General features: G+C 61.6%; 19 protein-coding genes. 10 read left to right on the top strand and 9 right to left on the bottom strand.

Annotation, left to right across the window (positions count from 1 at the left end; translation table 11 throughout):
- Positions 1 to 25: 25 nt before the first annotated feature.
- The 4 genes from AC1RT2_RS25895 to AC1RT2_RS25880 form a co-directional block, all read right to left on the bottom strand.
- The gene (locus AC1RT2_RS25895; protein WP_493106593.1) at positions 26 to 385 is read right to left on the bottom strand and encodes a RidA family protein; all 360 of its coding nucleotides are present in this window, start codon (positions 383 to 385) and stop codon (positions 26 to 28) included.
- Positions 386 to 407: 22 nt separating this feature from the next.
- Positions 408 to 1,220 carry an IclR family transcriptional regulator gene (locus AC1RT2_RS25890; protein ID WP_069061279.1) on the bottom strand — a complete coding sequence of 271 codons (813 nt, stop codon included), beginning with the start codon at positions 1,218 to 1,220 and terminating at the stop codon, positions 408 to 410.
- Positions 1,221 to 1,374: 154 nt separating this feature from the next.
- Positions 1,375 to 2,730, bottom strand: coding sequence for an NAD(P)/FAD-dependent oxidoreductase (locus AC1RT2_RS25885; RefSeq protein WP_493106591.1), 1,356 nt, complete (start codon positions 2,728 to 2,730; stop codon positions 1,375 to 1,377).
- A gap of 288 nt (positions 2,731 to 3,018) precedes the next feature.
- Complete coding sequence (locus AC1RT2_RS25880; protein WP_493106589.1) at positions 3,019 to 3,975, bottom strand: LysR family transcriptional regulator; 957 nt, start codon at positions 3,973 to 3,975, stop codon at positions 3,019 to 3,021.
- Between the two features lie 173 nt (positions 3,976 to 4,148).
- Here AC1RT2_RS25880 and AC1RT2_RS25875 point away from each other — a divergent pair, with 173 nt between their 5' ends.
- The 9 genes from AC1RT2_RS25875 (at position 4,149) to AC1RT2_RS25835 (ending at position 14,649) form a co-directional block, all read left to right on the top strand.
- On the top strand, positions 4,149 to 5,504 hold the full coding sequence (locus tag AC1RT2_RS25875) for an amidase (protein WP_493106587.1): 1,356 nt from the start codon (positions 4,149 to 4,151) through the stop codon (positions 5,502 to 5,504).
- A gap of 123 nt (positions 5,505 to 5,627) precedes the next feature.
- A complete protein-coding gene (locus AC1RT2_RS25870) occupies positions 5,628 to 6,854 on the top strand; it encodes an ABC transporter substrate-binding protein (protein ID WP_493106585.1) in 1,227 nt (408 codons plus the stop codon).
- A gap of 77 nt (positions 6,855 to 6,931) precedes the next feature.
- A complete protein-coding gene (locus tag AC1RT2_RS25865; RefSeq protein WP_069057817.1) occupies positions 6,932 to 7,732 on the top strand; it encodes an ABC transporter ATP-binding protein in 801 nt (266 codons plus the stop codon).
- The gene (locus tag AC1RT2_RS25860; protein WP_069057816.1) at positions 7,729 to 8,454 is read left to right on the top strand and encodes an ABC transporter ATP-binding protein; all 726 of its coding nucleotides are present in this window, start codon (positions 7,729 to 7,731) and stop codon (positions 8,452 to 8,454) included. The genes AC1RT2_RS25865 and AC1RT2_RS25860 overlap by 4 nt, the downstream gene beginning before the upstream one ends.
- A gap of 5 nt (positions 8,455 to 8,459) precedes the next feature.
- Positions 8,460 to 9,347: a branched-chain amino acid ABC transporter permease gene (locus AC1RT2_RS25855; protein WP_069057815.1), complete on the top strand. Its 888-nt coding sequence runs from the start codon at positions 8,460 to 8,462 to the stop codon at positions 9,345 to 9,347.
- 7 nt (positions 9,348 to 9,354) lie between these two features.
- Complete coding sequence (locus tag AC1RT2_RS25850) at positions 9,355 to 10,422, top strand: branched-chain amino acid ABC transporter permease (RefSeq protein ID WP_493106582.1); 1,068 nt, start codon at positions 9,355 to 9,357, stop codon at positions 10,420 to 10,422.
- Positions 10,423 to 10,430: 8 nt separating this feature from the next.
- The gene (locus AC1RT2_RS25845; RefSeq protein WP_493106580.1) at positions 10,431 to 12,014 is read left to right on the top strand and encodes a GMC family oxidoreductase; all 1,584 of its coding nucleotides are present in this window, start codon (positions 10,431 to 10,433) and stop codon (positions 12,012 to 12,014) included.
- A gap of 12 nt (positions 12,015 to 12,026) precedes the next feature.
- A complete protein-coding gene (locus AC1RT2_RS25840) occupies positions 12,027 to 13,532 on the top strand; it encodes an aldehyde dehydrogenase (protein ID WP_493106578.1) in 1,506 nt (501 codons plus the stop codon).
- A gap of 13 nt (positions 13,533 to 13,545) precedes the next feature.
- On the top strand, positions 13,546 to 14,649 hold the full coding sequence (locus tag AC1RT2_RS25835) for a class II histone deacetylase (protein ID WP_493106576.1): 1,104 nt from the start codon (positions 13,546 to 13,548) through the stop codon (positions 14,647 to 14,649).
- 136 nt (positions 14,650 to 14,785) lie between these two features.
- Here the strand turns inward: AC1RT2_RS25835 and AC1RT2_RS25830 are convergent, their stop codons facing one another.
- From AC1RT2_RS25830 to AC1RT2_RS25810, 5 genes are all read right to left on the bottom strand, one after another.
- Complete coding sequence (locus tag AC1RT2_RS25830) at positions 14,786 to 15,607, bottom strand: Hint domain-containing protein (RefSeq protein WP_493106574.1); 822 nt, start codon at positions 15,605 to 15,607, stop codon at positions 14,786 to 14,788.
- A 475-nt stretch (positions 15,608 to 16,082) separates the two neighbouring features.
- Positions 16,083 to 17,156 (bottom strand): helix-turn-helix transcriptional regulator, encoded by a 1,074-nt coding sequence (locus AC1RT2_RS25825; RefSeq protein WP_493106724.1) that lies wholly within the window; start codon positions 17,154 to 17,156, stop codon positions 16,083 to 16,085.
- A 1,069-nt stretch (positions 17,157 to 18,225) separates the two neighbouring features.
- Positions 18,226 to 18,723: a DUF1269 domain-containing protein gene (locus tag AC1RT2_RS25820; protein ID WP_069057809.1), complete on the bottom strand. Its 498-nt coding sequence runs from the start codon at positions 18,721 to 18,723 to the stop codon at positions 18,226 to 18,228.
- Between the two features lie 258 nt (positions 18,724 to 18,981).
- Positions 18,982 to 22,071, bottom strand: a complete 3,090-nt coding sequence (locus AC1RT2_RS25815; protein WP_493106572.1) for an efflux RND transporter permease subunit — start codon at positions 22,069 to 22,071, stop codon at positions 18,982 to 18,984.
- Positions 22,068 to 23,174, bottom strand: coding sequence for an efflux RND transporter periplasmic adaptor subunit (locus AC1RT2_RS25810; protein WP_493106571.1), 1,107 nt, complete (start codon positions 23,172 to 23,174; stop codon positions 22,068 to 22,070). Before AC1RT2_RS25810 ends, AC1RT2_RS25815 begins: the two co-directional genes overlap by 4 nt.
- A gap of 566 nt (positions 23,175 to 23,740) precedes the next feature.
- On the opposite strand from AC1RT2_RS25810, the gene AC1RT2_RS25805 reads away from it, so the two are divergent.
- The gene (locus tag AC1RT2_RS25805) at positions 23,741 to 24,880 is read left to right on the top strand and encodes an alpha/beta hydrolase (RefSeq protein WP_493106570.1); all 1,140 of its coding nucleotides are present in this window, start codon (positions 23,741 to 23,743) and stop codon (positions 24,878 to 24,880) included.
- Positions 24,881 to 24,964 lie beyond the last annotated feature (84 nt).

Below are 24,964 nucleotides of genomic sequence, written 5' to 3'. Positions count from 1 at the left end.
GGTCTGCTTTTTGGTTTCGGTGTTTTCAGGATTCGACAGCGGCCTGGACCGCGATCTCGACCAGGATGTTCTCGGCTGCGAGGTTTGCTTCTACCGTCGCTCTCGCGGGGAGCGCATCTTCGGGAATCCAGTCTTCCCAAGCCTTGTTCATGGCTGCGAAATCCGAGACGACATGCTTTAGCCAGACCTGTGCGAAAAGGATTTTGGACTTGTCCGTACCCGCCTTTGCGAGGAGTTCGTCGATCCGCGCAAGAACCTGGACCGTCTGCCCGGAAACATCCTGGTTACGGTCGGATGGAACCTGGCCTGTGACGTAGGCGATCCCATTGTGGACCAGCACGTGGCTGAGACGTTTTCCGTTTGGTTCAAAACGTTGGATTGGCATGTTCTGTCCTCGAAGTAGGCTGTTACTGGGATTTGCTTCTGGCAGCGCCTGGGGGTTTCAGCCCTTTGGCCGCGCTCGATATCGCTCGGGCAGCATTGACCACCTGCGGAGCAAGCTCCGAAGCTACGTCCTCCGGTCGCCAGCGACTGAAGGGCACGGATATGTTGATCGAACCGAGAGGATGCCCTTCGGCGTTGACGATGCAGGCGCCGACGGCGATGTCGCCGACGTAGATTTCCTCGGCAACGAGCGCAAAACCCTCTCTGCGCGTGCGGCCCAGCGTGTCAAGGATTTGAGCCGGATCGACGATGGTCCTGGGCGTAAAAGCGATCAGCCGGGACTGCGCGACAGTCTCCGCGGCCTCTTCTGCGGGCAATGCCGCGAGATAGGCGCGCCCAGCCGCCGTGCAGTACATCGGCAGCCTGTGTCCGATGGGAACGTGAATCGTAATCTGCTTGTGGCTGGTGAACCGCGAGACGTAGACCATCTCCGTTCCGGACGGCTCAAGCAGATTGCAGCTTTCCTGGCATTGGCGGTTCAACTCATGAAGATAAGGAGACGCCCGCTCAATCAGTTCGCTTGTCTGAAGGTAACCCGTCCCGAACTCCAGGGATTTCACCGTCAGGCGGTATCGTTTGGAATTACCCTCGCGCGCGAGGTAGCCCATCGCCTCAAGCGTGAACACCGAACGTTGAATCGTGCTCTTGTTCAAGCCCGTGGCTTCGGCGAGTTCGAGCAGGTTCATGGCGGGTTGAGAAGGGCCGAATGCCGTCAACACGGAAAGGCCCTTGGCAAGTGCGGTAACGTAGAGAGGTGAATCTTCAGCGTCTGTCATTGTACTCGATCGCAGCAGGTTGAAGGGGACCACTGTCATAGCATCCGCTTTCTTGCTGTCACTCTGGCAAGTTTGCCCGCCCGCCCCGATGGAAGTTCACCAAAAGCCAGCAGGGAAGATCGTGAGAAAAGTTGCAGGGCTTGCCGCATATGCGTCACCCCGCCCTGCGCGCTTCGCGAGCATCCTTGGCATGAAGCCAGCGGTATGCCATCCACTGCCCGAGCCGGATGAAAGAGGCGAACGGGTAGCGCTCCGGTTGGCGTGTGAGGAATGATGCGCCCGTCTCGAACCGCCGGCCCGTCGCCATCATCGCAAGCTTCGTGCCGAGGTGGATCGAGAAGGAAACACCGCTGCCTGCATAGCCGCCGGCCGTGAACACATCACCCATTCCGGGCACCTGATAGCAGAAAGGAAGGGAATTTCGCGTGACGGCCACCCAACCGCCCCACCAGTGCTCGATGCCGATTCCAGCGAGCGCTGGAAATTTGCGTGTCATCGCATCGTGGAGATATTGACGATGGCGAGGCGCCTCCGCGTCCTTGCCGGTGATGGCACTTCGCCCGCCGAACAGCATTCGATTGTCCGGTAGACGGCGATAGTAGAACAGCAATTCGCGGGTATCGAACATGCACTTTCCCGATGGAAGGCTTGCCGCCACCTGAGAATCGCTCATCGGGGCCGTCACGATGATTTGCGAGTGGACTGGCAGCACACGCGCTGCCAAACGCGCGTGCAGTTGCGACGACGTGTATCCGTTGGTCGCGACAATGACGCGCTTTGCCCGGATCGTCCCGGTCGGCGTCACGAGGCGATGCGCACCGCCTTCGGTAATCCAATCCGTCACAGGCGAATTCGTGTGGATACAAGCGCCATGTTCACGCGCCATGCGATGGAGGCCGCGCGCCAACAATAAGGGGTTCAGCGAGAACCCGTCGGGCAGGTAAAGGGCGCCGTGGCTTTCGGGACCTTCGTGCACGCCGCGCAGCCCGCTCGCCTCTTCATACCGGGCCGGATAGCCGAGAACGTTGTTGTAGAGTTCCTCTTCTCGACGGAGCGAGTGGGCATGGCTGGCGAAGGTGGCGACTTTGTAGACCCCATCAGGCTGCTTGTCGCACGCGATGTTGCCGACGGAGATCAAGTCGCGAACCGTATCCAGGCCTTGCTTGAGCTCCTTGAAATATGCCCGGGCAACATCTGGCCCGTGAGTCTTGACAAGTTCCGCCCACGAAACTCGTCCGCCCGAGATCCGGGCGAAGCTTCCGTTCCGTCCGCTGCAGCCCCATGCGGAAGAGCGGGCCTCCAGAACGGTCGCCTTGACCCCATAATCGCGGGCTAGAGCGAGTGCCGCGGAAAGGCCGGTATACCCCCCACCGATGATCGCGACATCAACGTCGGCATCCCCCGCCACGGGGCCATCGTCGCGAGCTTCTCCTTCACTGACCTTCAGCCAGTAAGACTCTGGATTCGGGTGGCTACGGGCGGGGAACGGATGGACAAGAGGGTCGTACATGCAATGCCTGCTATCGCTATGCGATATTTATATATCGATATAGCAATAAGACATTCTGAATCACGATTTGTCAATATCGCATAAAGCCATAAAGACGCTGACGCCCGAATCCTCTCGGATGGGAGCCGCCGATGATTGGAAACAGGAAAATTCGGCCATGAGCGATTTCATTGGCCGAATGGTGTTTGGTACACCTCTCCCAAGTGGGACCCTTCTAAAGGAGAACGCAAACCAGCTAGCGGATCTCATCGAGAGGCGAGAAGGGTGGCATAACCGATCGGGATGCGTTCAATCCCACAGAAGCGAAGCTTCACGCTCTCGTGTGGTCACCGAGAACCGCGAAGGGCCCACTTCTCGGAAGAACCGCCGAAAGATTTCGATGAAGAGTCGTACGAACAGCGGTTTCGAGCCACCGTAGGGATCGAGGATGATGACCGAGGGCGGCGGCAGTTCGTCGAGGATCGGCAGGCGGACGATGGCGTGGCCATCGGCCGTCGCCCGGCCGATCGGGCGCATGTTGAGGATGGACATGCCGAAGCCGGAGGCGACGGCGGAGCGCACGGTCTCGTAGGACCGGGTGTGGAAGCGTACCTCGGGGCGTTTTGCGAGAATGTCGAAAAGGGTGAGCAGGTAGGCCGCCGTCTGCGGCATGTCGAGCAGCACGAAGGGCCGCGTTGCGATGTCGGAAAGCCAGACGGCGTCCCGCGTCGCGAGCGGGTCGTCGACATGCAGCACCGCATGGGCCGGCACCTTGCAGATCTTCGTCATCGTGCCGGTGGTAATCGCGCCGATGTCGTAGAGGATCGCGAGATCGATGATGCCCTCCGCCAGCCAGGCTTGCAGCCGCACCTGGTCGCCCTCGAGAAGGTCGATCTCGACGTCGCCGACATTGTCGACATACATGCGCAGCATTTCCGGCATGAAGAGCGCGCCGAACGGCTCGAAACAGCCGATACGCAGCACCTTCGGCACGCGGTCCGCAAGGTCGCCGATCGCTCGGTCGAATTCGGTCGCCGCCGACAGCATGATGCGCGCCGCGCTGATGAAGCGCTCGCCGGCAGGCGTGATCTGAACGCCGCGCGCCGGCCGCCGCTCGAAGATCCGCGCACCCATCTCCCCTTCGGCAAGCGTGATCGCGGCAAGGATCGACGACTGCGAAATGTGCAGCGCCTTCGAGGCTGCCTGCACGCTGCCGAGGCTCGCCACTTCGCAAACATAACGCAACTGCCGGGTTGTCAGGTTCATCGCGTCTTGTTCCATAAAATGTAGAAACTTACGCGAAAGAATACATTTTGTGAAAGCAAAGGAAAGGTTCATTCTGCCCCCAACAGAAAGCCTGCCGCAGATGCAGGTAAGACCAGGGGAACGACCGCATGCCTTTTCAAAACCCTCTCGAAGGAGCGGGCGAGTTGTGCCGTATGGATGCTGCCGGACTGGCAGGGGCCTATCGCACGCGCTCCCTTTCGCCGGTCGAGGTCGCCAAGGCCACGATGGACCGCGCGGAAGAGGTCAATGCCGATCTCAACGCCTTTACCCATATAGACCGTGAGGGCGCGTTTGCGGCAGCGAGCGCCTCCGAGCAGCGCTGGAAGGATGGTGCGCCGCTTTCCGAGATCGATGGTGTGCCGACCACGCTGAAGGATATCGTCTGGGTGGAAGGCTGGAGCGTGCGCTACGGCAGCACCACCACGCCGGCACACCCGCAAGCGGAAGATGCGCCATCCGTCGCTCGCCTGCGCCAGGCGGGTGCCGTCTTCATCGCGCAGACCACCACGCCGGAATTCGGCTGGAAGGCGATCACCGACAGCGCGCTCTTCGGCGTCACCCGCAACCCCTGGAACAGGGCGAAGACCCCCGGCGGTTCGTCGGGTGGAGCGGCCGTTGCGGCAGCCGTCGGCGCCGGTGTCTTCCATCTCGGCACCGATGGCGGCGGCTCGATCCGCATTCCGGCGTCGTTTACCGGCATTGTCGGGCACAAGCCGACCTTCGGCCGGGTGCCGGCCCATCCGCCGAGCGCCTTCGGCACCGTCGCCCATATCGGACCGATGGCGCGAAGCGCTGCCGACACCGCCGCCATGCTGAAGGCGATGTCCGGCCGGGACTTGCGCGACTGGACGCAGGGCGCCGGAAAACTCGTTGCCCTCGCCGATGACGCTCCGGTCGACCTCTCGGGCAAGCGTATCGGCTACTGGTCGAAACCGGCCTCGGGAACGCTCGACCCGGAAGTTGCCGGGTTGGTCGATGCCACGGTTGCGAAACTCTCGGCTGCCGGCGCCATCGTGGAGCCGGTCGACCTGCCGGCGAACAATCTTCTCGACCTCTTTCACCATCACTGGTTCACGGGCGCCGCGGCACGCCTCTCCTCGATCCCCGAGGCCGACCGCCAGGCCATCGACCCCGGCTTTCTGGAGATCGCCCGCGCCGGTGCTGCCTACAGCTCGACGGAGCTTGTCCTCGCGCAGGTGCGCCGCGGTGAATACGGAGCGGCGATGGATCTGCTGCTGGCCGACTACGACTTCCTCGTCTCGCCCGCAACGGCGCTGCCGGCCTTCGACGCCGGGCTCGAGGTTCCGGCGGCAAGCGCTTACGGCCGCTGGACGGAATGGGCGGGTTTCGCCTTTCCGATCAACCTCAGTCAACAGCCGGCCTGCGTGGTGCCCTGCGGCTTTACCGCGGCAGGCCTGCCGGTCGGGTTCCAGATCATCGGCGCGCGGGGCGATGACGCCCGCGTTCTTTCCGCCGCCGCCCACCTGGAGGTGATCTTCTCCACGTAAGCACCCATTGACGCATGACGAACACAACCAACCATAAAAGGGGTAACCGTTATGATGAATAGACGTGCAATGCTTCAGGGAGCTCTGGGAGCCGGCGCAGCCGGCGGGATGCTTCTTGCCGACATGAACAAGTCCGCAAGCGCCCAGGAAACGTCGCCGATCGCGATCGGCTCGGCGCTGCCGATGTCCGGCATCGCGGCCGCAGACGGTATCGAGTTCAAGAACGGGCTCGACCTTGCGGCCGAAGAGATCAACGCCGCCGGCGGCATTCTCGGCCGTCCGGTCGAGATCCACATCGAAGACACCAAGGAAATGGGTGCCGACCTCGTTTCGCAGGCCATGCAGCGCCTGGTCGACCGCTACAACGCGCCGGTGATCATCAACGGCTACAATCTCGGCACCAACATGATCGAGATGGACATCGCCGCCGACAACGATGTCATCATGATGCATTACAACACGCTCATCTCGCACAATGAGAAGTTCAAGACCGATCCGGAACGCTACTACGGCTCCTTCCAGGGTGATCCGCCGGAGTTCTGGTACGGCCCGGGCTGCCTCAACTTCCTGAAGACGCTTTCGGAAGGCGGCAAGTGGACGGCGCCGAACAAGAAGATCGCCATCATCCCCTCGGCCAACGAATATTCGATCGTTATCGCCAACGCGATCCGCGATCAGGCCAAGGATTTCGGCTTCGAGGTCAGCCTGTTCGAGACCGTGCCCTTCCCGACGAACCAGTGGGGCCCGACACTCGCGAAGCTGCGCCAGGATCCGCCGGCCGCGATTATCGTCACCCACTTCCTGCCGCAGGATCTTGCCCAGTTCATGGTGCAGTTCCTCGCGCAACCGATCAACAGCCTCATCTACATGCAGTATGGCCCGTCGCTTCCGGCCTTCCGCGAGATCGGCGGAGAGAGCATCAACGGCGTCATCTATTCGACGGTCGTCGGCTGCCTGCCGGATGACTTCTCAAAACCCTTCCGCGAATCCTATCGCGCGAAATTCGGCCCGAACTCGGCCTATATCACGGGCTCCCAGACCTATGACGGCCTGTGGATGTGGGCGATCGCCGCGGCGATTGCGGGGGGACCAGGCGAGCCTTTCAACAAGGAACAGGTGAGCAAGGTCGCCGCCGTGATGCGTCGCAATGTCTATCGCGGCGTCAACGGCACCTACCGCGCCGACCCGGCGGGCCAATCGGCCTATTGCTACCCGACGCAGGTTGCCGACCCCTCGCTCGGCATGCCGCACCAGTTCCTGCAGCATCAGGACTACAAGACCGATCCCAAGCTCATCGCGCCGGTGCTCTACGCGACCGATGAATTCCTGCTGCCGCCCTGGATCAAATAGACGGCTCGTCAGGACGGCGCTGGATCTGCGCATCGGCCGGGCAACCGGCCGGTGCCGATGAGGCCAAGGAGCGGAACATGGAAAACGGCAGGACACCCTTGCTGGAATGCGAAAACGTCGTGAAGCGCTTCGGCTCGCTTTCGGCGGTCGACGGCATGTCGCTGACGGTGCACCCGGGCGAGATCGTCGGCATAGGCGGCCCGAACGGCGCCGGCAAGACGACCTTCTTCGATGTGGTGACGGGCGTGACGCCAGCGACGGACGGCCGGATCGTCTTCGACGGTCACGATATTTCCGGGCTCGGGGCGGACCGGATATGCCAGTACGGCATCGCCCGCACCTTCCAGCTCAACGCGGCCTTCGAAAGCCTGACGGTGCGCGAGAACATCGACATCGCCGCCTATTTCGGCCGCGCCCGCCGCGCGATTCCCGGCCTGAAACTCGGCAAGGACGTGCGCGAGCAGACGGACGCCGCACTCGCATTCGTTGGCCTTGCCGACAAGGCGGATGCACCGGTGGCGCAACTGCCGGTGCTCGACCGCAAGCTGCTGATGATCGCCGGCGCGATCGCCACCAAGCCGAAGCTGCTTTTCCTCGACGAGCCCGTCGGCGGCCTCAACACCACCGAGATCGACCATATCATCCGCCTTGTGGAGCGGCTGAAGGCGGACGGTCTCACCGTCGTGCTCATCGAGCACGTCATGCGCTTCCTGCTGGCGCTGTCCAGCCGCGTCCTCATCATGCACCACGGCAAGAAGATTTTTGAAGGCCTGCCGAAAGAGGTTGCGGAGGACCCGGTCGTCGTCGAGACCTATCTCGGCGAGGGCACCCGCAAGCGCCTCAAGACGTTCTTCGCGGAAGGTGAGGTGCAGGCATGAGCAATGTTGCTAAAGCTCCCCTTCTGAGGCTCTCCAACGTGGTCTCCGGCTACCGCGAGCTGGAAGTCATCAAGGGCATCTCCTTCGATATCGCGGCCGGTGACTTCGTCACCGTGGTCGGCCCCAACGGCCATGGCAAGTCGACGCTGCTCAAGACGATTTCCGGTCTCGTGCCGCTGACCTCGGGCGCAATCAGCATCAACGGCGGGCCGACGCTTTCCAAGCCGCACGCGATCGCAGCACTTGGCATTGCCCATGTGCCGCAGGGCGACATGCTGTTTCCCGAGATGAGCGTGCTAGAAAACCTGCTGATGGGCGCCTATCTCGCGCCCTCCAAGGCGGAGATCGACCGCCGGCTCGACGAAGTCTTCACGCTGCTTCCCAAACTCTCCGACCGGCGCAACCAGGTCGCCTCGTCGCTGTCCGGCGGCGAGCGCCGCATGGTCGGCATCGGGCGCGGCCTCATGATGGGCGGACAGATCCTGCTCATCGACGAACCCTCGCTTGGTCTTGCGCCGCTCATCATCGAGCAGATCTACGGCGTTATTGCGGAACTCTCGAAAAGCGGGCGCACCATCCTGCTCGTCGAGGAAAACCCGGCCCGCGTCGCCGATCTCGCAAACCACCTCCACCTGCTCGACGACGGCGTCATCGTCTGGTCCGGCCCGCCCGCCGAGCTTCTCGCCCGCGACGAGCTCCTCGCAACCTATCTCGGAGGCTGACGCTGATGTTCGACATCCTGACCGCCATCCTCATCGCGGGCCTTACGACGGGCGCCCTCTATGCGCTCGCCACCGTCGGCCTCTCCCTCGTCTGGGGCTCAATGGGCATGCTGAACATGGCACATGCCGCCATGCTGACGCTCGGGGGCTATTCGGCCTACACGTTCTCGACGGCGCTCGGCTTGCCGGCCTTCGTCGGCTTCATCGGCGCCATCGTCGTCGGCGCCGTCGCTGGAGGGCTGCTCTACATCCTGATCGTGCGCAACCTCTTGAAGAACGACAAGGCGACGTTCGAATCCAACGTCATGATCGCCACCGTCGGCATCGGCATCGCGCTCGAAAACACCATCCTGCTCACCTATGGCGGCCAACCGCTGAAGCAGCCGATCTCGGCCACCGGATCGCTCATCCTCGGGCCAGTCAGCCTGCCCTACCAGAACATGCTGATCGTCTTCGTCGTGATCGCGCTGATGGCCGTCATCGCGCTGCTGCTCGGCAAGACCCGCATGGGCCGTGCCATCCGCGCGACGGCGCAGAACCGCGATGCCGCGCAGCTGATGGGGGTCGCCGTCAACCGCGTCTATTTCCAGGTGCTGGTGCTGTCCGGCGCCATTGCCGGGGTCTGCGGTGTGATGGTGAGCTCCATGACGCAGCTGTCGCCGCCGCTCGGCAACGACCCGATGCTGAAGGCCTTCATCATGTGCGTCGTCGCCGGCCTCGGCAATCTGCCGGGTGCTGTCGCCGCGGCCTTCGGCCTCGCCCTGCTCGAAGCCTTCGTCCAGTATGTCGCGGGTGCGCGCTGGGGTTTCCCGACGCTGCTCTTCGTCGTCATCGCCGTCCTGATCTGGCGGCCCGCCGGCCTCTTCGGCCGGGTCCAGATCCGTCGCATGTGAGGCCGCCATGATCCAGATTTCAAGATCCAAAGGCATTTCCGGTTCCGCCCGCCTCGACCTCCTCGTCAGCCTGCTGCTGATCGCGGCCGCGGTGGCGCTGCCCTTCATGGTCGATAGCCGCTACGTGCTCGGCCAGATCGTGCTGGCATTGTTTTATGCCACCATCGCCTCGCAGTGGAACCTGCTGTTCGGCTTTGCCGGCGTGTTCTCGCTGGCCCAGATGGCGATGTTCGCCTTCGGCGGTTACGTCACCGCGATGATCTGCTTCTATTTCGGCTGGAACGTCTGGGCAGCACTGCTGCCCGGCGCGCTTGCCGCCGCCGTCTTCTCGCTCATTGTCGGTCTCGCCTGCCTTCGCCTCACCGGCGTCTATGTCGCGCTGCTGACGCTGGCGATCGCGCAGACCATGTATCTGCTGATCGTCACGGATACCGAGTGCTTCGTCATGGTCGGCTCGATCTGCCGGCAGTTCACCGGCGGTGCTGTCGGCTTCGCGCGCTTCGGCGATCTCGGCACGCGGGCGCTGCTGAAAGGCCAATGGCTGGTCGGCAACTACGCGATCATCGCCACCCTCTTCGCCATCACGATGATCGTTACCTACATCATCGTCAAAAGCCCGATCGGCCTTGCCTTCAGGGCGCTGAAGGACAATCCGGGTTACGCGGTGGCGCGCGGCGTCAACCGTTTCCAGGCACAGCTGCTGGTGTTCGGCATCTCCGCCTTCTTCACCGGCCTTGCCGGCGGCTTTTACGCCGCGCATTTCCAGGCGATCGGCCCGGGCATCCTGTCGATGTCGCAGCTGATGTTCATCATTGCGATCACGGTGGTCGGCGGCGTGGGCACCTTCTGGGGACCGCTCGTCGGCACCATCGTTCTGGTCGCGGCGGATGAGCTGATGCGCGAGGCGGGCGAGTTCCGCACGCTCGGCCTCGGTCTCATCATCACGCTGTCGATCCTGCTCATGCCGAAGGGCCTTGTCGGCCGGATCAGCGATCTCGTGCACTGGCTGCGGCATCGAAATGGTGCCGCCCCCAGGACCAAGCTTCAGGAAAAGCCGGCCGCGGCCGGGGAATGAGGAGTATCATGTACGACACGATCATCATCGGCGCCGGTTCGGCCGGCTGCGTGCTCGCAAACCGTCTGAGCGCCGACCCCAACCGCAAGGTCCTCGTGCTCGAGGCCGGTCGCGCTGCCCCCATCGCCTCCGACATCCCGTCCGACTGGGTGACCATGTTCAACACCGGCTCGGACTGGGGCTATTACACCGAGCCGCAAGCCGGCTGCCGCGGACGCCGCATCTTCTGGCCGCGCGGCAAGATGATCGGCGGCTCGGGCGCGCTCAACGCCATGATCTATATCCGCGGCCTTCCATCCGACTATGACGCCTGGGAAACCATGGGCTGCGCCGGCTGGGGCTGGAAGGACGTTTTCCCGGTCTTCCTCCAGTCGGAAGCCAATGCCGATATCAAGGACAGCCCCTATCACGGCAATGACGGCCTGCTGCATATCGGCAACGTGCCCTATGTCGATCAATACGAGCGCATGTGGATCGAGGCCGCGGAAGCCGCAGGCTATGCCTACAATGCCGACTATAACGGCGAAACGCAGGAAGGCGTCGGCCTCTTCCAGTTCACCATCAAGGACGGCGAACGCTGGGGCACCGGCAAGGCCTATCTGCGCCCGGCGCTGGAACGGCCCAACCTGACGGTCAAGTCCGGCGTGCTCGTCACCGGGCTCATCATCGAGAACGGCCGCGTCAAGGGCGTCAAATATCTGGTCGATGGCGTGCCGGAGACGGCCCATGCCGACAGCGAGGTCGTGCTCTCCTCCGGCGCCGTCGGCTCGTGCCAGCTCCTCATGCTATCCGGTATCGGCCCGGCCGACGAGCTGAAGGCCGTTGGCGTCAATCCGGTTCACGACCTGCCCGGCGTCGGCAAGGATTTGCAGGACCACCTCAACATCCCGATCACCTTCTATACGAAGGAGGCGCTCGGCATCGGCGCCTGGACGGATGAGATCATCGCCGACAGTTTTACGGAATGGCGCGACCGGCGCACCGGCATCCGCACCTCGCCCTGGGTCGCCTCAGGCGGTCATGTGTGCAGCCGCCCCGGCGTCGAGCCCGACCTCCAGCTCTACGGCGCAATCAGCCCGCACCGCGACTATGCCCGCTTCCTCGGCGGCCAATCAGGCATCACCACGCATTCCACCCTCCAGCGGCCGAACAGCCGTGGCGAGATCAAATTGCGCTCGTCAAACCCGATCGAGTATCCGTCGATCGACCCGAAATACTTCGTCAGCGACCCGGAAGGCCTCGACCTCGCCACCATGGTGGAAGGCATCAAGATCAACCGCCGCATCATGGAGCAGTCGCCGATCAGGGACCTGGTCGACTACGAGGTGAGCCCGAGCGCGGAGTGCAAGACGGACGCCGAGATCGCCAACTATATCCGCGGCCACATGACCACACTCTACCACCCATCCTCCTCCTGCCGCATGGGCACGGATGCGATGGCCGTCACCGATCCCGCGACGCTCAAGGTCCACGGTCTCGAAGGCCTTCGCATCGCCGACGCCTCCGTCATCCCGAAGATGGTGTCCGGCAACCTCAACGCACCGACGATCATGGTCGCCGAACGCGCCGCTCAGATGATCCTCGCCGGCTAAGGAGAGACACTTATGAACATCGCCGCATCCACCGGCCGGTGGCACGACAAGGCCGCAAAGCTCTCGTTCGAGGGCCGGCTCTTCATTGACGGGGATTTCCGCGAGGCAATCTCCGGCGCCAAGTTCGAGACGATCAATCCGGCAAACGACAGCGTCATCGCCGCCATTTCGCGCGGCGATGCGGCCGATATCGATCTTGCGGTGGCTTCGGCGCGCAAGGCCTTCAAGTCCGGCGCCTGGTCACGCCTGGCGCCGCGAACCCGCATGGCCGTGATGCTGCGCTTTGCCGATCTCATCGAGAAACACGCCGAGGAATTCGCGCTGCTCGACACGATCGACATGGGCAAGCCGATCCAGGAAATGCTCACCGTCGATATCCCGCTGGCGCTGACCTGCATCCGCTTCACCGCCGAATGCATCGACAAGATCGAGGGCAGTGTCGGCTCCACGGCAAACGATGTGCTCTCCTATGTCATCCGCCAGCCGCTCGGTGTCGTCGGTTGCATCGTGCCGTGGAATTATCCGCTGCTCATGACGGCCTGGAAGATCGCGCCCGCCCTCGCAGCGGGTAATTCGGTGGTGCTGAAGCCCGCCGAACAGTCGCCGCTGTCCGCCCTCCTGCTCGCACGCCTCTTCGTGGAAGCAGGCGGCCCTGCCGGGGTGCTCAATGTGGTCAACGGCTTCGGCGCGGAGGCCGGCAAGGCGCTGGCGCTGCACGGCGGCGTCGACAAGATCGCCTTCACCGGCTCGGCCGAGGTCGGCAAACTGATGCTGATCTACGCCGGCCAGTCGAACATGAAGAAGGTCGCCACCGAATGCGGCGGCAAGTCACCACATATCGTGCTCGCAGATGCGCAAAACCTCGAAACGGCCGCCTGGTGGGCCGCCATGGGCATCTTCGGAAACCAGGGCGAAGTGTGCTGCGCCGGCTCCCGCATCATCGTGGAACAGTCGATCGTGCCGGATTTCACCGATGCGCTCATCACGCAGGCGAAAAGCGGCTACGTGCCCGGCGACCCGCTGGACGACAAGACGACGATGGGTCCGCTCGTCACCCGTGAACAGCAGCAGCGCGTGCTGAACTACATTGCTATCGGCCGGCAGGCGGGCGCGGACTGCATTCTCGGCGGCGGTGTGCCGGAGGGGCTGGAGCACGGCGCCTATGTCGCGCCGACAATCTTCACCGGCGTCGACAACGGCATGACGATCGCACGGGAGGAAATCTTCGGCCCGGTCGCCAGCATCATTCCGGTGTCGGGCTACGACGAGGCGGTCACGATCGCCAATGACAGTCCCTTCGGCCTTGCGGCCGGCATCTGGACCAGCGACCTCGGCAAGGCGCACCGCTTCGCCCGCGATGTCGAAGCCGGCATGGTCTACGTCAACAGCTATATGAATGGCGACATGCAGCTGCCCTTCGGCGGCTGGAAGGAAAGCGGCAACGGCCGCGACAAGTGCATGGATGCGATCCTCTCCTACACGCAGAGCAAGGGCGTGTGGGTAACCATCGGCAATTGAACGGGAGCGAGCAATGAAGACGGGCTGGAACTTTCACGAACTCTATCTCTGGCACGATACAGGCGCTGCCGCGCAATTCTTTCCGGCGGGACTTACCGTCGAGCCGGGAGAGCATGCGGAAAACGCCGAGACGAAGCGGCGCTTCCGCAACCTCATGGAGGTTTCCGGCCTCACCGAGCAGCTCGTCAGCGTCAAGTCGACGCCGGTGGACGAGGATGACCTCGCACTCTTCCACACGCGCGACTACATCCGCCGCATCAAGGCGCTGAGCGACGATCGTGGCGGTGATGCGAGCTACCTTACGCCCTTCGGCCGTGGCAGCTACGAGATCGCCTGCCTTGCCGCCGGCGGGACCTATGCGCTGATGGACAAGGTTCTCTCGGGCGAACTCGACAACGGTTATGCGCTCGTGCGCCCGCCGGGCCACCATGCCGAAAGCGACAAGGGCATGGGTTTCTGCCTCTTCGGCAACGTCCCGGTGGCAATCCTGAAGAACCGCAAGAAACACGGCTTCGAGCGCGTCGCGACCGTCGACTGGGACGTGCACCACGGCAACGGCACGCAGGCCGCCTTCTGGACGGATCCCGGCGTCCTGACGATCTCGCTGCACCAGGAGCGGCTCTATCCGCACGACAGCGGCGACCGCGAGGAACGCGGTGCGGATGCCGGCTACGGCTACAATCTCAACATCCCACTACCGGCCGGAAGCGGCCACGGCGCCTATATCGCAGCCTTCCAGCAGGTGGTTCTGCCGGCGCTCAAGGCCTACAAGCCTGACCTTATCGTCGTGCCCTCCGGCTTCGACGGATCTGGCGCCGATCCGCTCGGCCGCATGATGCTGCACAGCGATACCTATCGCGAGATGACGCGCATGCTGATGGAAACCGCCGACGACCTGTGCGGCGGGCGGCTGGTGATGTCGCATGAAGGTGGCTATTCCGCAGCCTACGTACCCTATTGCGGCCTCGCCGTCATGGAACAGCTCTCCGGCATCAGAACCCACATCGACGATCCCTTCCTGCCGGTTTTCCAGAGCTACTACGGGCAGGAGCTGCGGCCGTGGCAGCAGGATGCAATCTCGGCGGCTGCGGCTCTCGTCGCCTCCATCCACGCGTAGAAGGCCGGCAAGCGCCTGTTGTGTTGGTAGCGAAGATCCGGTCCGGCCAGAACAGCCGACTTTCAACCGTTTCGCGCCACACAGCACAGACAAGCGTGACATGGAACGCAACATGTGCCCCGGCTTAGGGGACTGGCTAAGCCACCGAATTCTCCGCACGCTCGGCGATCCGCTCATAGAGCCGTCGAGCGTGATTGCATGTCGGGGAAAATCGTGGTGCCGCCAGACGGACCAAGGCCTTCAGATGTTCGCGTCCGCCATAGTTGACGGTTGGCGCAAACGGCACCATCGCGGGCTGCGGGTCGTCCGGATAGAGGCGGGCATAGTCCGCGAAATTCGCAAATATCTCATGATTGCCATCCGTGAGCAGCAGCGACTCGGCTGCGGCCCCTTCGGCGAATATGCCTTCGTGCGCCGTGAAGGCGATATGAAAGTAGGCGAGCGTCTCGACACCTTCCGGCACCGCTTGCGTGATCGAGGTTCCGTTGACGAGATCGGCCGCCTGGATCAGGACGCCGTCGATGTACAGCGCATGGCCCGGCGAGACATAAAGATCCCGCTGCGGCGATTTCTCGTCAAGGGCATGGCGAGCGATGCGAACAGGCATCACGCTCTTGCTCCAGTGACGGCCGCTACGCCGGAAGGCGTGATATCCGATCCACTTGATGGGCTTGGCCTCGCCATCCACCGTTTCGACCAGATCACCGATGCGAAGGTCTTCGACACATACCTCGCCGGCCGCCGCCCTGATCGAGGTTCCGGCCAGGAAGCACATGCCGCCCTGACCACCCCCGCCTTTTTGCCACCATTTGGTTCCCAATGCCTGGGCGACGGAAGGAAGCAACGTTGCCGCCAGGGAGCCCACCGCTACAAGACGGGCACCCGTGGCTGCCGACACGCCAAGAAAATGACGCCTCGCTCGGTTAATCCGCATATCAGGCTTCCGATCTACCGACATGGCTACCTCCCTGCTGGCGTTGGCCGCTGTATGTGAACATTAAATAGAGCGCAGTTTGCACAAATTGGCGATTGAGACGAATTGTGAGTTGCGTTGTTGTCCCATGCGAAATCCGACGCAGATGGTCGTCTGAAAGGGGTAGACGCATGTGAGTTCGGAGGAGAGCTTAGAACAGACGGCGTAAAATGACGCCGCAACTAATACCTTGGACGTAGGCCGTCATCGCATCCGGCAAGGCTCCGACGAAAACGCAGGAAACGCGCCAGGCTGCACTGGAAGGGAACAAGAGCCCGCGCGACGTAGACGGCTTTTTGAAGGCGATGGACAGATCAATTTTTCGCTGTGAGCGACTGCTGATGTCTCATGCGGGCGGCTACTCGGCGGCCTATGTGCCCGTGATGCCAGCTTCATCCCCAGCTAACCTGACATCACCTAGTCACATCGCCCGCGCGATGATCTCGACAGGAAACGCGATCTATCCCTGCAATCGGCGCAGGAGTACGCCCAATCGTTCCTCGTCGGTGCAATCCGTTCGACGCTTGTCTTGCAGGCGTAACCCAGCGCTACACCCTCCCCGCCTCACTTCGCTTGGGCTATAACCGAACTCGCGCTTGAAGGCCCGGCTGAATTCGGCGCCATCAGAAAACCCATACTCTTCGGCGATCCTGAGAATGAGACGTTGGTCGTCAGAATCAGCGAGGGCCGAATGCGCATCGAGCAAACGGCGATGCCGAATATAGTGCATCACACCGCCAAACGGCTCAAAAAGGTTGTAAAGCCTTGTGCGTGAAACGCCGAGTTCCCGCCGCACCGATTCTACGCCCAATCGCGGATCGAGCAACTTCATCTGCACGACTTTCCGAGCCCTTTCGAGAAGCGCTCCGGTGATCGGCTCCTCCGCGCCCTCGATATTTTCGGGCGTCGGAGATACACAGGCAAGAATCATGGCGCGCGTGGCAGCCACCAACCCGGGCAGATCCTTCTGAGTAAGCGTGGGCAGTCGCTTGGCGACGCCTATCAAGTAGTCCGAAAATAGTCGCCCCATCCCAGTCTCGAGTTTCGAGAGTTCCGCAGAGCCGAGGGCAAGCGCCGTTTCGTGGCCGAAATCACGCGGCACAAACAACATAAGCATCTCGCTATTCGAGACCTCACCGACAAACGGACGACCAAGCGTATGAATCTGGACCTCGCCAGGACCACATGCAAACGCCTTTCTCTCAGAGTCTGTCCTGATTTTTCCAGACCGCAACAGCGTTATCGTCCAGTGGTCAAGCGGGTCCCGCCTGACATGCCCCGGCAAGCTGGTGAAAGCGAGTTCGTCTGTGCTGATTTGCGCGAAGACGAGGCTCCCCAGATCCCAGAGCTTCTGCCTGCCGCGGAACTCCGTGGTTGTGTGATTGACCTGGGTGAGTTCGAGCATAGGCGCAAAAGTGTCATGCCAAGCAGCGAACTGGTCCGATTGCGCGAGCCCTTCAACCGAAAATTCGAAGGATGGCAGATGCGATGCCACCTCGGCCCTATGCCCCGCCGGAAGTTCTTCGAGGTGCATAGCGCCAGACACCCCGAGCGCCGGCATGGCGCTGGCGACAACGGCATATACGTTTTGTTCTTCAGTCCGCATGGATTCTCCCCAAAATCCCGAAACCAGGTGTGCCGATTTTCAGTGAAGTGCGGTCGTACCCTCCCTTGATGCGGCATCCATTTCGTCAAGCGTGATCAAATCGCCGACGGGAGGCGTTTTCGAAAAACCAAAAACCGCATTTGCAAGCACCGACACACCTCCGCCGAAATACACAGAACCATCGGCCGCAACTCGCAAAAAGGGCACGTGTTGTGGTTTGCCGCTCTTGTTCGTGGCCATAGTCACGCGAGGCGGAGCTGCACCCCACGTCGCCGGACAGGCCGAAACGGAGCGGGTGGTCATTTCGAGTGGTGAACTCCGCTCGCAGCAGAGGCCGCGCTGTTCTATGGAAATGTCTCTAGCACGAACGAAGGAAGGCGAAGAACCTGCCGCCAGGTCGATTATCACAACAGAAAAGCAACACGCCGCCATTCCATTTCTCCCAGCGAATCAATGCTCCAAATCAGAGGGCTAACTGCGAGGCATAGCCGTACTTCTCGTTTGCATTTATCAACAATAACATGCCTTATTCATTGTAAAATCAAATTCTACATCAGAGAAGTCCCGTCAGTTAATGGTTGGCAATCACATCGAAAATTCAGTTTTTTGTATAGAAAAATATCGAGCCAATCCCTCTGCACACCACTAGCACAATTGTACTGCATATCTTTCGCAAAGATGTCCGAAAATCTATTTGCGGCAGACAGTCCAAGAAGCGAGATGTAGTTTAGTGCAAATGCGATCGCGCGCCGGTCCAGCTACGAGCGCACATCCCCACACGACGAGACGGTAAATACTCTGGCGAACGTACGCACCATCAGGCGCCTGACGCCGCACGCCAGAGTTTTGCTGTATTGCCTGCGCTGACATCACGGTCAGCGAGCATGACCCCGCCGGCATTTTGAAAGCGCTTCCTTACTCTCCTGCAACTGGCTTTAGCGGCGCGCTCCTAGTCAAACGTCGGCCCCATCGGGATACCGGTATTGAGTGCTAAAAATTACTCGGCTGACGCGGTCTTTTGCAATGCGTCGCGCAGAACCTGTTCCTTTGTTTCGTCGAGGGACGTCTTGAGGACCACGCCTCCGTAGCCCGCTATTTCCTTGAGGACCTTGTCGGCGGTCATCTCCCGGACCAGGACGAACAACGCTGCATTGCCCGGCTGAAGGTTGCCGGCAAGATCCTTCATGAAGGTGTCGTTGATGCCGACGTCTGTCAGCGCACCGCCGATGGCGCCGGACGCAGCGCCCACGGCCACACCGACGAGCGGATTGAGGAACAGAACGCCGATGAGCAATCCCCAGAAGCTACCCGACGTCGCGCCCGCCGCCGTGGTGTTGACCATTTGATTCAACTTCACTTTTCCATTGTCGGTCTTGACCGCAATGACGGCGTCCCCGAGTTGAATCAGGTATTCTTTTTGCAGCCCGAACAAGCGCTGGCGTACTTCCTCGGCTTTTGCTTCGGTGGGATAAACGATCGCGATCAAATCAGACATGGCCACTCCAATGACAAAAACTCTGAACACGCGAAATGCGCATGCCTCAAATCATATCGACGAATGACCGGAAGGAATTAGCGCAGAATCCTGCGATTGCGCATTGCGTCCCTCATTTGATGATGTTCTTTAAGTCGAACCAACCCTTGCATCCCCGGCCCGGTCACGCGAGAATCCGGCGCTTGATCCATTGTTTTTGCCATAGGAAATCCTCCTCAATTTGCAGAGGTTTTCAGATTGCGTCGCGTAACTCTGCCCTTAGCCCCCCGCTACCACTGGGTGCGGCAGGGCCGCCTCTTCCCGGGCCGGTTCGGCTTCGGCCGGAATGCGGAACCAGAGAACATAGAGCGCCGGCAGGAAAATCAGCGTTAGGGCTGCAGCCACCACCAGACCGCCGATAACTGTGAAGGCGAGCGGTGACCAGAAGGGATCGCGGATAATCGGCAGCATGCCAAGGATCGTCGATCCGGCAGTCAGGAAGACGGGCCGCAGCCGTTGAGCTGTGACATCTATGACCCCCTCCCATGAGCGCCCCGCCGCCTCCATGCGCATGTCGATCTGGTCGATCAATACGACGGAGTTTCGGGTAATCATGCCGATAAGCGCGATCATGCCGAGCACTGCGATGAAGCCCACCGGCGTATTGGTGATCAACATGATCAGCACGACGCCGATCAATCCCAAGGGCACGACGCTGAGGACGATCAGCAGGCGCTGTACGCTCTGGAGCTGGAACATCAGCACGATCAGGATGATGACCCCCATCACGGGCAGCATTTCGACGACCGAGCTCAAACCATCTTCGGCGCTTTCGACAGCCCCGCCGACAGCTATCGTGTAGTTCGGGTTCGCCCGGCGCAGGTCGTCAATCTTCTCCTGTGCTTCCTCGACAACACCGGCCGCCATGACACCGTCCGACACATCGGCCTGCACGGTGATGGCTGTGGAGCCGTCGCGGCGCCAGATGATGGGTTGGGTCGTCTGGTAGTCGATCGTGGCGATGCTGGAGAGCGGCACCGTATGGTTCGGCCCTACCGGAATCTGAAGGGAGCGCAGCGTGTTGACGTCGATACGCTCCTCCGCCGTCGCCCGCGCGACGACATTGACGAGATAGATAGAGTCCCGGACCTGCGTGATCGGCAGCCCGGAGGCGGTCGCAAAGAGTGTCTGGGCAATCACCGACGAATTCAGCCCGACCAGTCTCGCGCGGTCCTGATCGACATTGATGACGATCTTGCGAACCGGCTCGTTCCAATCGAGATTCGGCTGAACCACGCCTGGTATCGTCGCGATGGCGTCTGCAACCTGCCAGGCCACATTGCGCACGCCTGCAATGTCGCCACCACTGATCCGGTATTGAACCGGCCAGCCAACCGGCGGCCCCATCTCCAGCGGGGATACGCGCACAATGATATCCGGCAGCTTCTCGTCAAGTTCTTCCTGCAGACGCGCTTGCAGCGCTTCGCGCGCCTGAACGCTTTTGGCGATCACGACTGCCTGGGCGCGCCAAGGCGCAGGGGCCTGAAGATCCATCGAAAGATAGAACCGAACGGGGTCCGAGCCGATATAGAAGCTCCAATCGGCCACGTCCTCGTCGGCAGCGAGGATCTCTTCCGCCTTCGCGACGGTATCAGCGGTTGCGTCCTGCGATGCGCTTTGCGGCAGCGTCAGCTGCAATATCAACTCGGGACGATCGGATGACGGAAAGAACTGCCGGTTCATTGCCGAGGATGCAAGAAGGGCGACGACGAACAGCGCGACGGTGCCGAGAATGACGGCGACGCGCAGACGCATGCACGTGCGGAGAATGTTCTTGAAACCGCGAAGCAGGGCACCGTCCTCTTTCTTTCCCGATGCCGGAACGGATTTCAGCACCACAAGGCCAACCACAGGGGTCAGCAATACAGCGACCAGCCAGGAAACAATCAGTGCAAAACCGATCACAAGAAACAGCGAGCGTGCATATTCGCCGGAAGAGCTGCTGGCGAAACCGACGGGAATGAAGCCCGCGATCGTCACGAGCGTGCCGGCAAGCATCGGGAATGCCGTCGAGGTATAGGCATGGGAAGCCGCCTTGACACGGTCATAGCCCTGTTCGAGCTTGGCCATCATGGTCTCGACGGTAACCATCGTGTCGTCGATCATCAGCGTCAGCGCTATGATGAGCGCACCGAGGGAGACGCGCTGCAGCGCGATGCCGGTGATGTCCATGAACAGGAATGTCAGCGCAAGGACGAGCGGAATGGAGACGGCAACGGCGAGACCGGCGCGCACGCCAAGTGCCAGAAAGCTGACGCCGAGCACGATCACGACAGCCTGAAGCAGCGATGTCGTGAAGCTGCGGATTGCCGTTGTGACGACGGCCGGCTGGCTCGCCACCTGCGTCAGGTTGATCCCGATCGGCAGTTCGTTCTCAAACGTCCGCATGGTCGCGGCGATGTGCTCGCCGAGCTGCAGGATATCGCCGCCCGATGCCATGGAGATGGCGATGCCGATGGCAGGCTTGCCCTTGACGCGGAACCGTGGCTGGGCCGGATCGACCGTGCCGCGCACGACGCTCGCGATATCTCCGAGCCGCACAAAGCCCGAGGACGTGGGAATATTCAGTTTACGAATATCGTTCTCGTCCACGAGGCTGCCGGACACCTGCAGAATCGTTCGATCTTGGGCGGAGGTCATCAGACCGGATGGCAGAACGGCATTCTGCGCCTGGATCGTGCCGATCACGCTCGAGGCGCTGAGCCCGAGGCTCGCCAACCGTTCCGTCGAGAACTCGATATAGATCGTCTCGTCCTGGGTGCCGATCAGTTGAACCTTACCGATATTGTCGATCGTCAGCAGGCGGGTACGTGCCTCGTATGCCCAGTCACGGACCTCACGGTCACTGAAGCCCTCCGACGTAAAGCCGTAGATAATGCCGAACGTGTCGCCGAAATCATCGTTGAAGAATGGTCCCCGCACGCCCGCTGGCAGCGTCGCCTGAATGTCGCCGACCTTCTTGCGTGCCTGGTACCAGGATTCCCCGACCTGATCGGGCGGCGTCGAATCGTCGAGCGTCACGTAGATGACGGACTGGCCGGCAGTCGTCAGGCTGCGCAGATTGTCGAGGTGGGGAACTTCCTCCAGCGTCCGCTCAAGCCGGTCGGTTATCTGGTCGGTGGTTTGCTCGATCGTGGCGCCCGGCCAGGCGGCAGAAACGATCATCGTCTTGAAGGTGAATTCAGGATCCTCGTCGCGGCCGAGATTGACATAGGAGATCACGCCGGCGATCGCGCTGAGAAGGACGAGGAAGATGATGAGGCTTTGCCGCCGGATCGCCCATTCCGAGAGATTGAAGCCCTCGTTCATTGCACATTTCCTTCCAGAAGCCGAACCTTCATGTCCGGGCGCAACTGCTGAACGCCGGCGACCACGACCCTATCTCCGCTCGCCAACCCCTTGGTGACGAGGAAATGCCCCGTGTCGAAGCGCTGAACCTCGACAGGCACGAGCTTCGTCGTGCTGGTGGCAGCATCGACGACCCAAACAGCGGTCTGGTTGTTCTGGCTGAACAACGCTGCAATCGGCAGCCGCGCCACCGGTGCGCCGGCCAGCCGGATCGTGCCGCGAACGGCGCTGCCGAACCGGAAATCATCCGAAGCCGAATCGAGACTGACGCGAACCGTGAAGTTGCGGGTGATGGGGTTCGCGGTCGGCGCGATCTCCCGAACCGTTCCCGTCGCCTTGCTATTGGCGTTGCTGAGGAGTTGCACTTCGACGCGCACGTCGCTGCCGGTCGACTGGATCGTCGATTCCGGCACCGCGAAGACAGCGTCGCGCTCCTGGAGCTGGGCGACGCGCACGACCATCTGGCCACCGCCGACGACTTGCCCGACTTCGCCGCCGATCGCCGTGACGACGCCATTGGCGTTCGCCGTGAGCACGCGGTTGTCGAGGTTCGTCTGGGCGATCCGCAGGCCGGCCTGAGCGGCATCAACGCCAGCCTGCGCCATGTTGGCTTGCGCAATAGCATTGTCGAGCGCCTGGCGTGTGGAGGTGCGTGGATAGAGCTGCTGGTGACGTGCGCGCTCGGTTTCCGCATTTTGTAACTGTGACTGGGCCGAAAACACGTTGGCCTCGGCCTTGCGCAACGCGTCCTGGGCATCCTCGGCATCAAGGCGGGCCAGAACGGTTCCAGTTTCCACAAGATCGCCAACATCGACATCGCGCTCTCGGACCTCGCCGCCTTGCCGGAAACTGAAGCTCGTTTCCGTACGCGGGAGAATTTCGCCCACAAGCGAACCGAACGTATCCTCCGGATTGAATGACACGGTGACGGTCCTGACCGGCCTGGGCGGCAGGTCTTGCGCCTCGTCCTCGCCCTGGCACCCGACCAGGAGCAAGGCCGCCAAAACCGTTGCCGCCAGGCCAAAGAAAGCGTTGTATCTAGAAGTTGCGAGACGTGTTTTCATGCCGAATTCTCCAGATACAATACGGCGCGACAGCCCTGCCGCCGCACATCGGTCGTTAACGCAAATCATCGAAATCGAGAGTCAATCGAGCCACCGATAGCCACACGCCCTGGCAAGACATTTGCGGATCCGGCAGCCGCGGGCGAGGGTTCTGAGCGGCTGAATACGTCGAATGCTCCCATCGATCCCCGCAGCATCCTGATCAGCGTGGGCGATTTAGGTTCTGCGCAGAAACCGAAGCCATTGGCCTTCCTCAATTTTTTCGCAGGCTTCCCCGTTGCGCAGCGATCCGAAACGCAGTGCCCATACTGGCACTATAGTGCGGTTCAAGGCGCGAAGTGATCAGCATAGAATCCCGTGCGCAGGCCTTGCGTCCAGATTTCGCAACCCATAAGGGCGGGTATCACGGGTTGACGAACTGAAACCCCGTGCATCACCTTGACGGCGAGAACAAAATTCTTTCGCTGCAGTTGGGAAATGTACGAAATAAGGCTTCGGGGCGGTTGCTAGCCCAGCGTATTACAGTTCATAGGATTGCAAGCCTGTCTGCCAACTTGAGTCGAATCATGTTCGCCGTACGACTGTATGTTCTTCTGATAGTACTGGTATCGCTGACGGGCTGTGGCGGCCGCGCCATTCTTGGCCCCCCGTTGGCATCCGGCGCGGAGCCGAAGTCTACGGAAAGCATCTACCTCGCGACCACGCGCAATCCTTCGGACAATCCTTCCCTGCCCTATTCCTCGGGACGGTCGATGACGCTGAATTTTGCGAAACTCGACATTGGGATTCCCAGAAACCATGTATCGGGCAGGGTCGAGACAAGTAGCCGCTTGCCAGATCCGGCCAGGCATTTTGCCGCGCAGGCATACCGGCCGATCGACGGGAGGCTGCAATTCATCGCACAACTCGATGCGGCGCTAGCCCAGCGCGCACCGGAAGATCGCGAAATCGTCATCTTCATCCACGGCTACAACAACAACATCGCCGACAGCGTTTTTCGAAACGCACAGATTGCGCATGACTACAACATCAGGGCGGTTTCGCTCCACTATGCATGGCCGTCGGGCGGCTCGCTCCCGCTCTACGTCTTCGATCGCGACAGCGCTATCTTCGGCCGGGCGGGACTTGCCGAGGCGATCGAAATTGCCGGACAGACGAAGGCGCGCAGAGTTCTGTTGGTCGGGCACTCGATGGGGAGTTATGTTGTGATGGAGGCCTTGCGCGACCTGGCAATGACCGGCCGTCGCAAGACCCTGGGACGAATAGGCGGCGTGGTGCTTGCCGCTCCGGATATCGACGTCGATGTGTTCCAGAGCCAGATGCGCGACATCGGCACGCTCCCCAAGCCGTTCACCATCGTTGTTTCGCGGCGTGATCGGGCACTCGGAATTTCCAGGCGTCTGGCGGGCGGCCATCCGCGCGTCGGCAGTGGTTCCGACATTCCCATGCTGCAGAAAAATGATATCGCCGTTGTCGACGCCTCCGACATCGATGGCGGCACGCACAACGTTTTTGCAAGTTCGCCGGCGCTGATGGATCTCGTGAACAACAACGAGCTGATGCGCAGCTTGCTCAGGGACGATCAGGGGCCTGCAAACCAGGCCAGCCTCGCCGATGGCGCATCCGTCTTCGAGGGGGCCGCATCGCTGGTCGTCTTTCTTCCAACACGCATTCTGGGCGGGATGGCACTAGCTGCCACCCGCTAACGCGTGTCGCGATCCTTCAGATTCACGCACACGCGCGTCTTTGCCTTGCGCGTCTCGTTCTCGCAAACCGTTTCACACTTTAGC

The organism is Shinella sp. GW821-FHT11G07, assembly GCF_058808115.1.
This window is presented reverse-complemented; position numbering and strand designations above follow the sequence as displayed.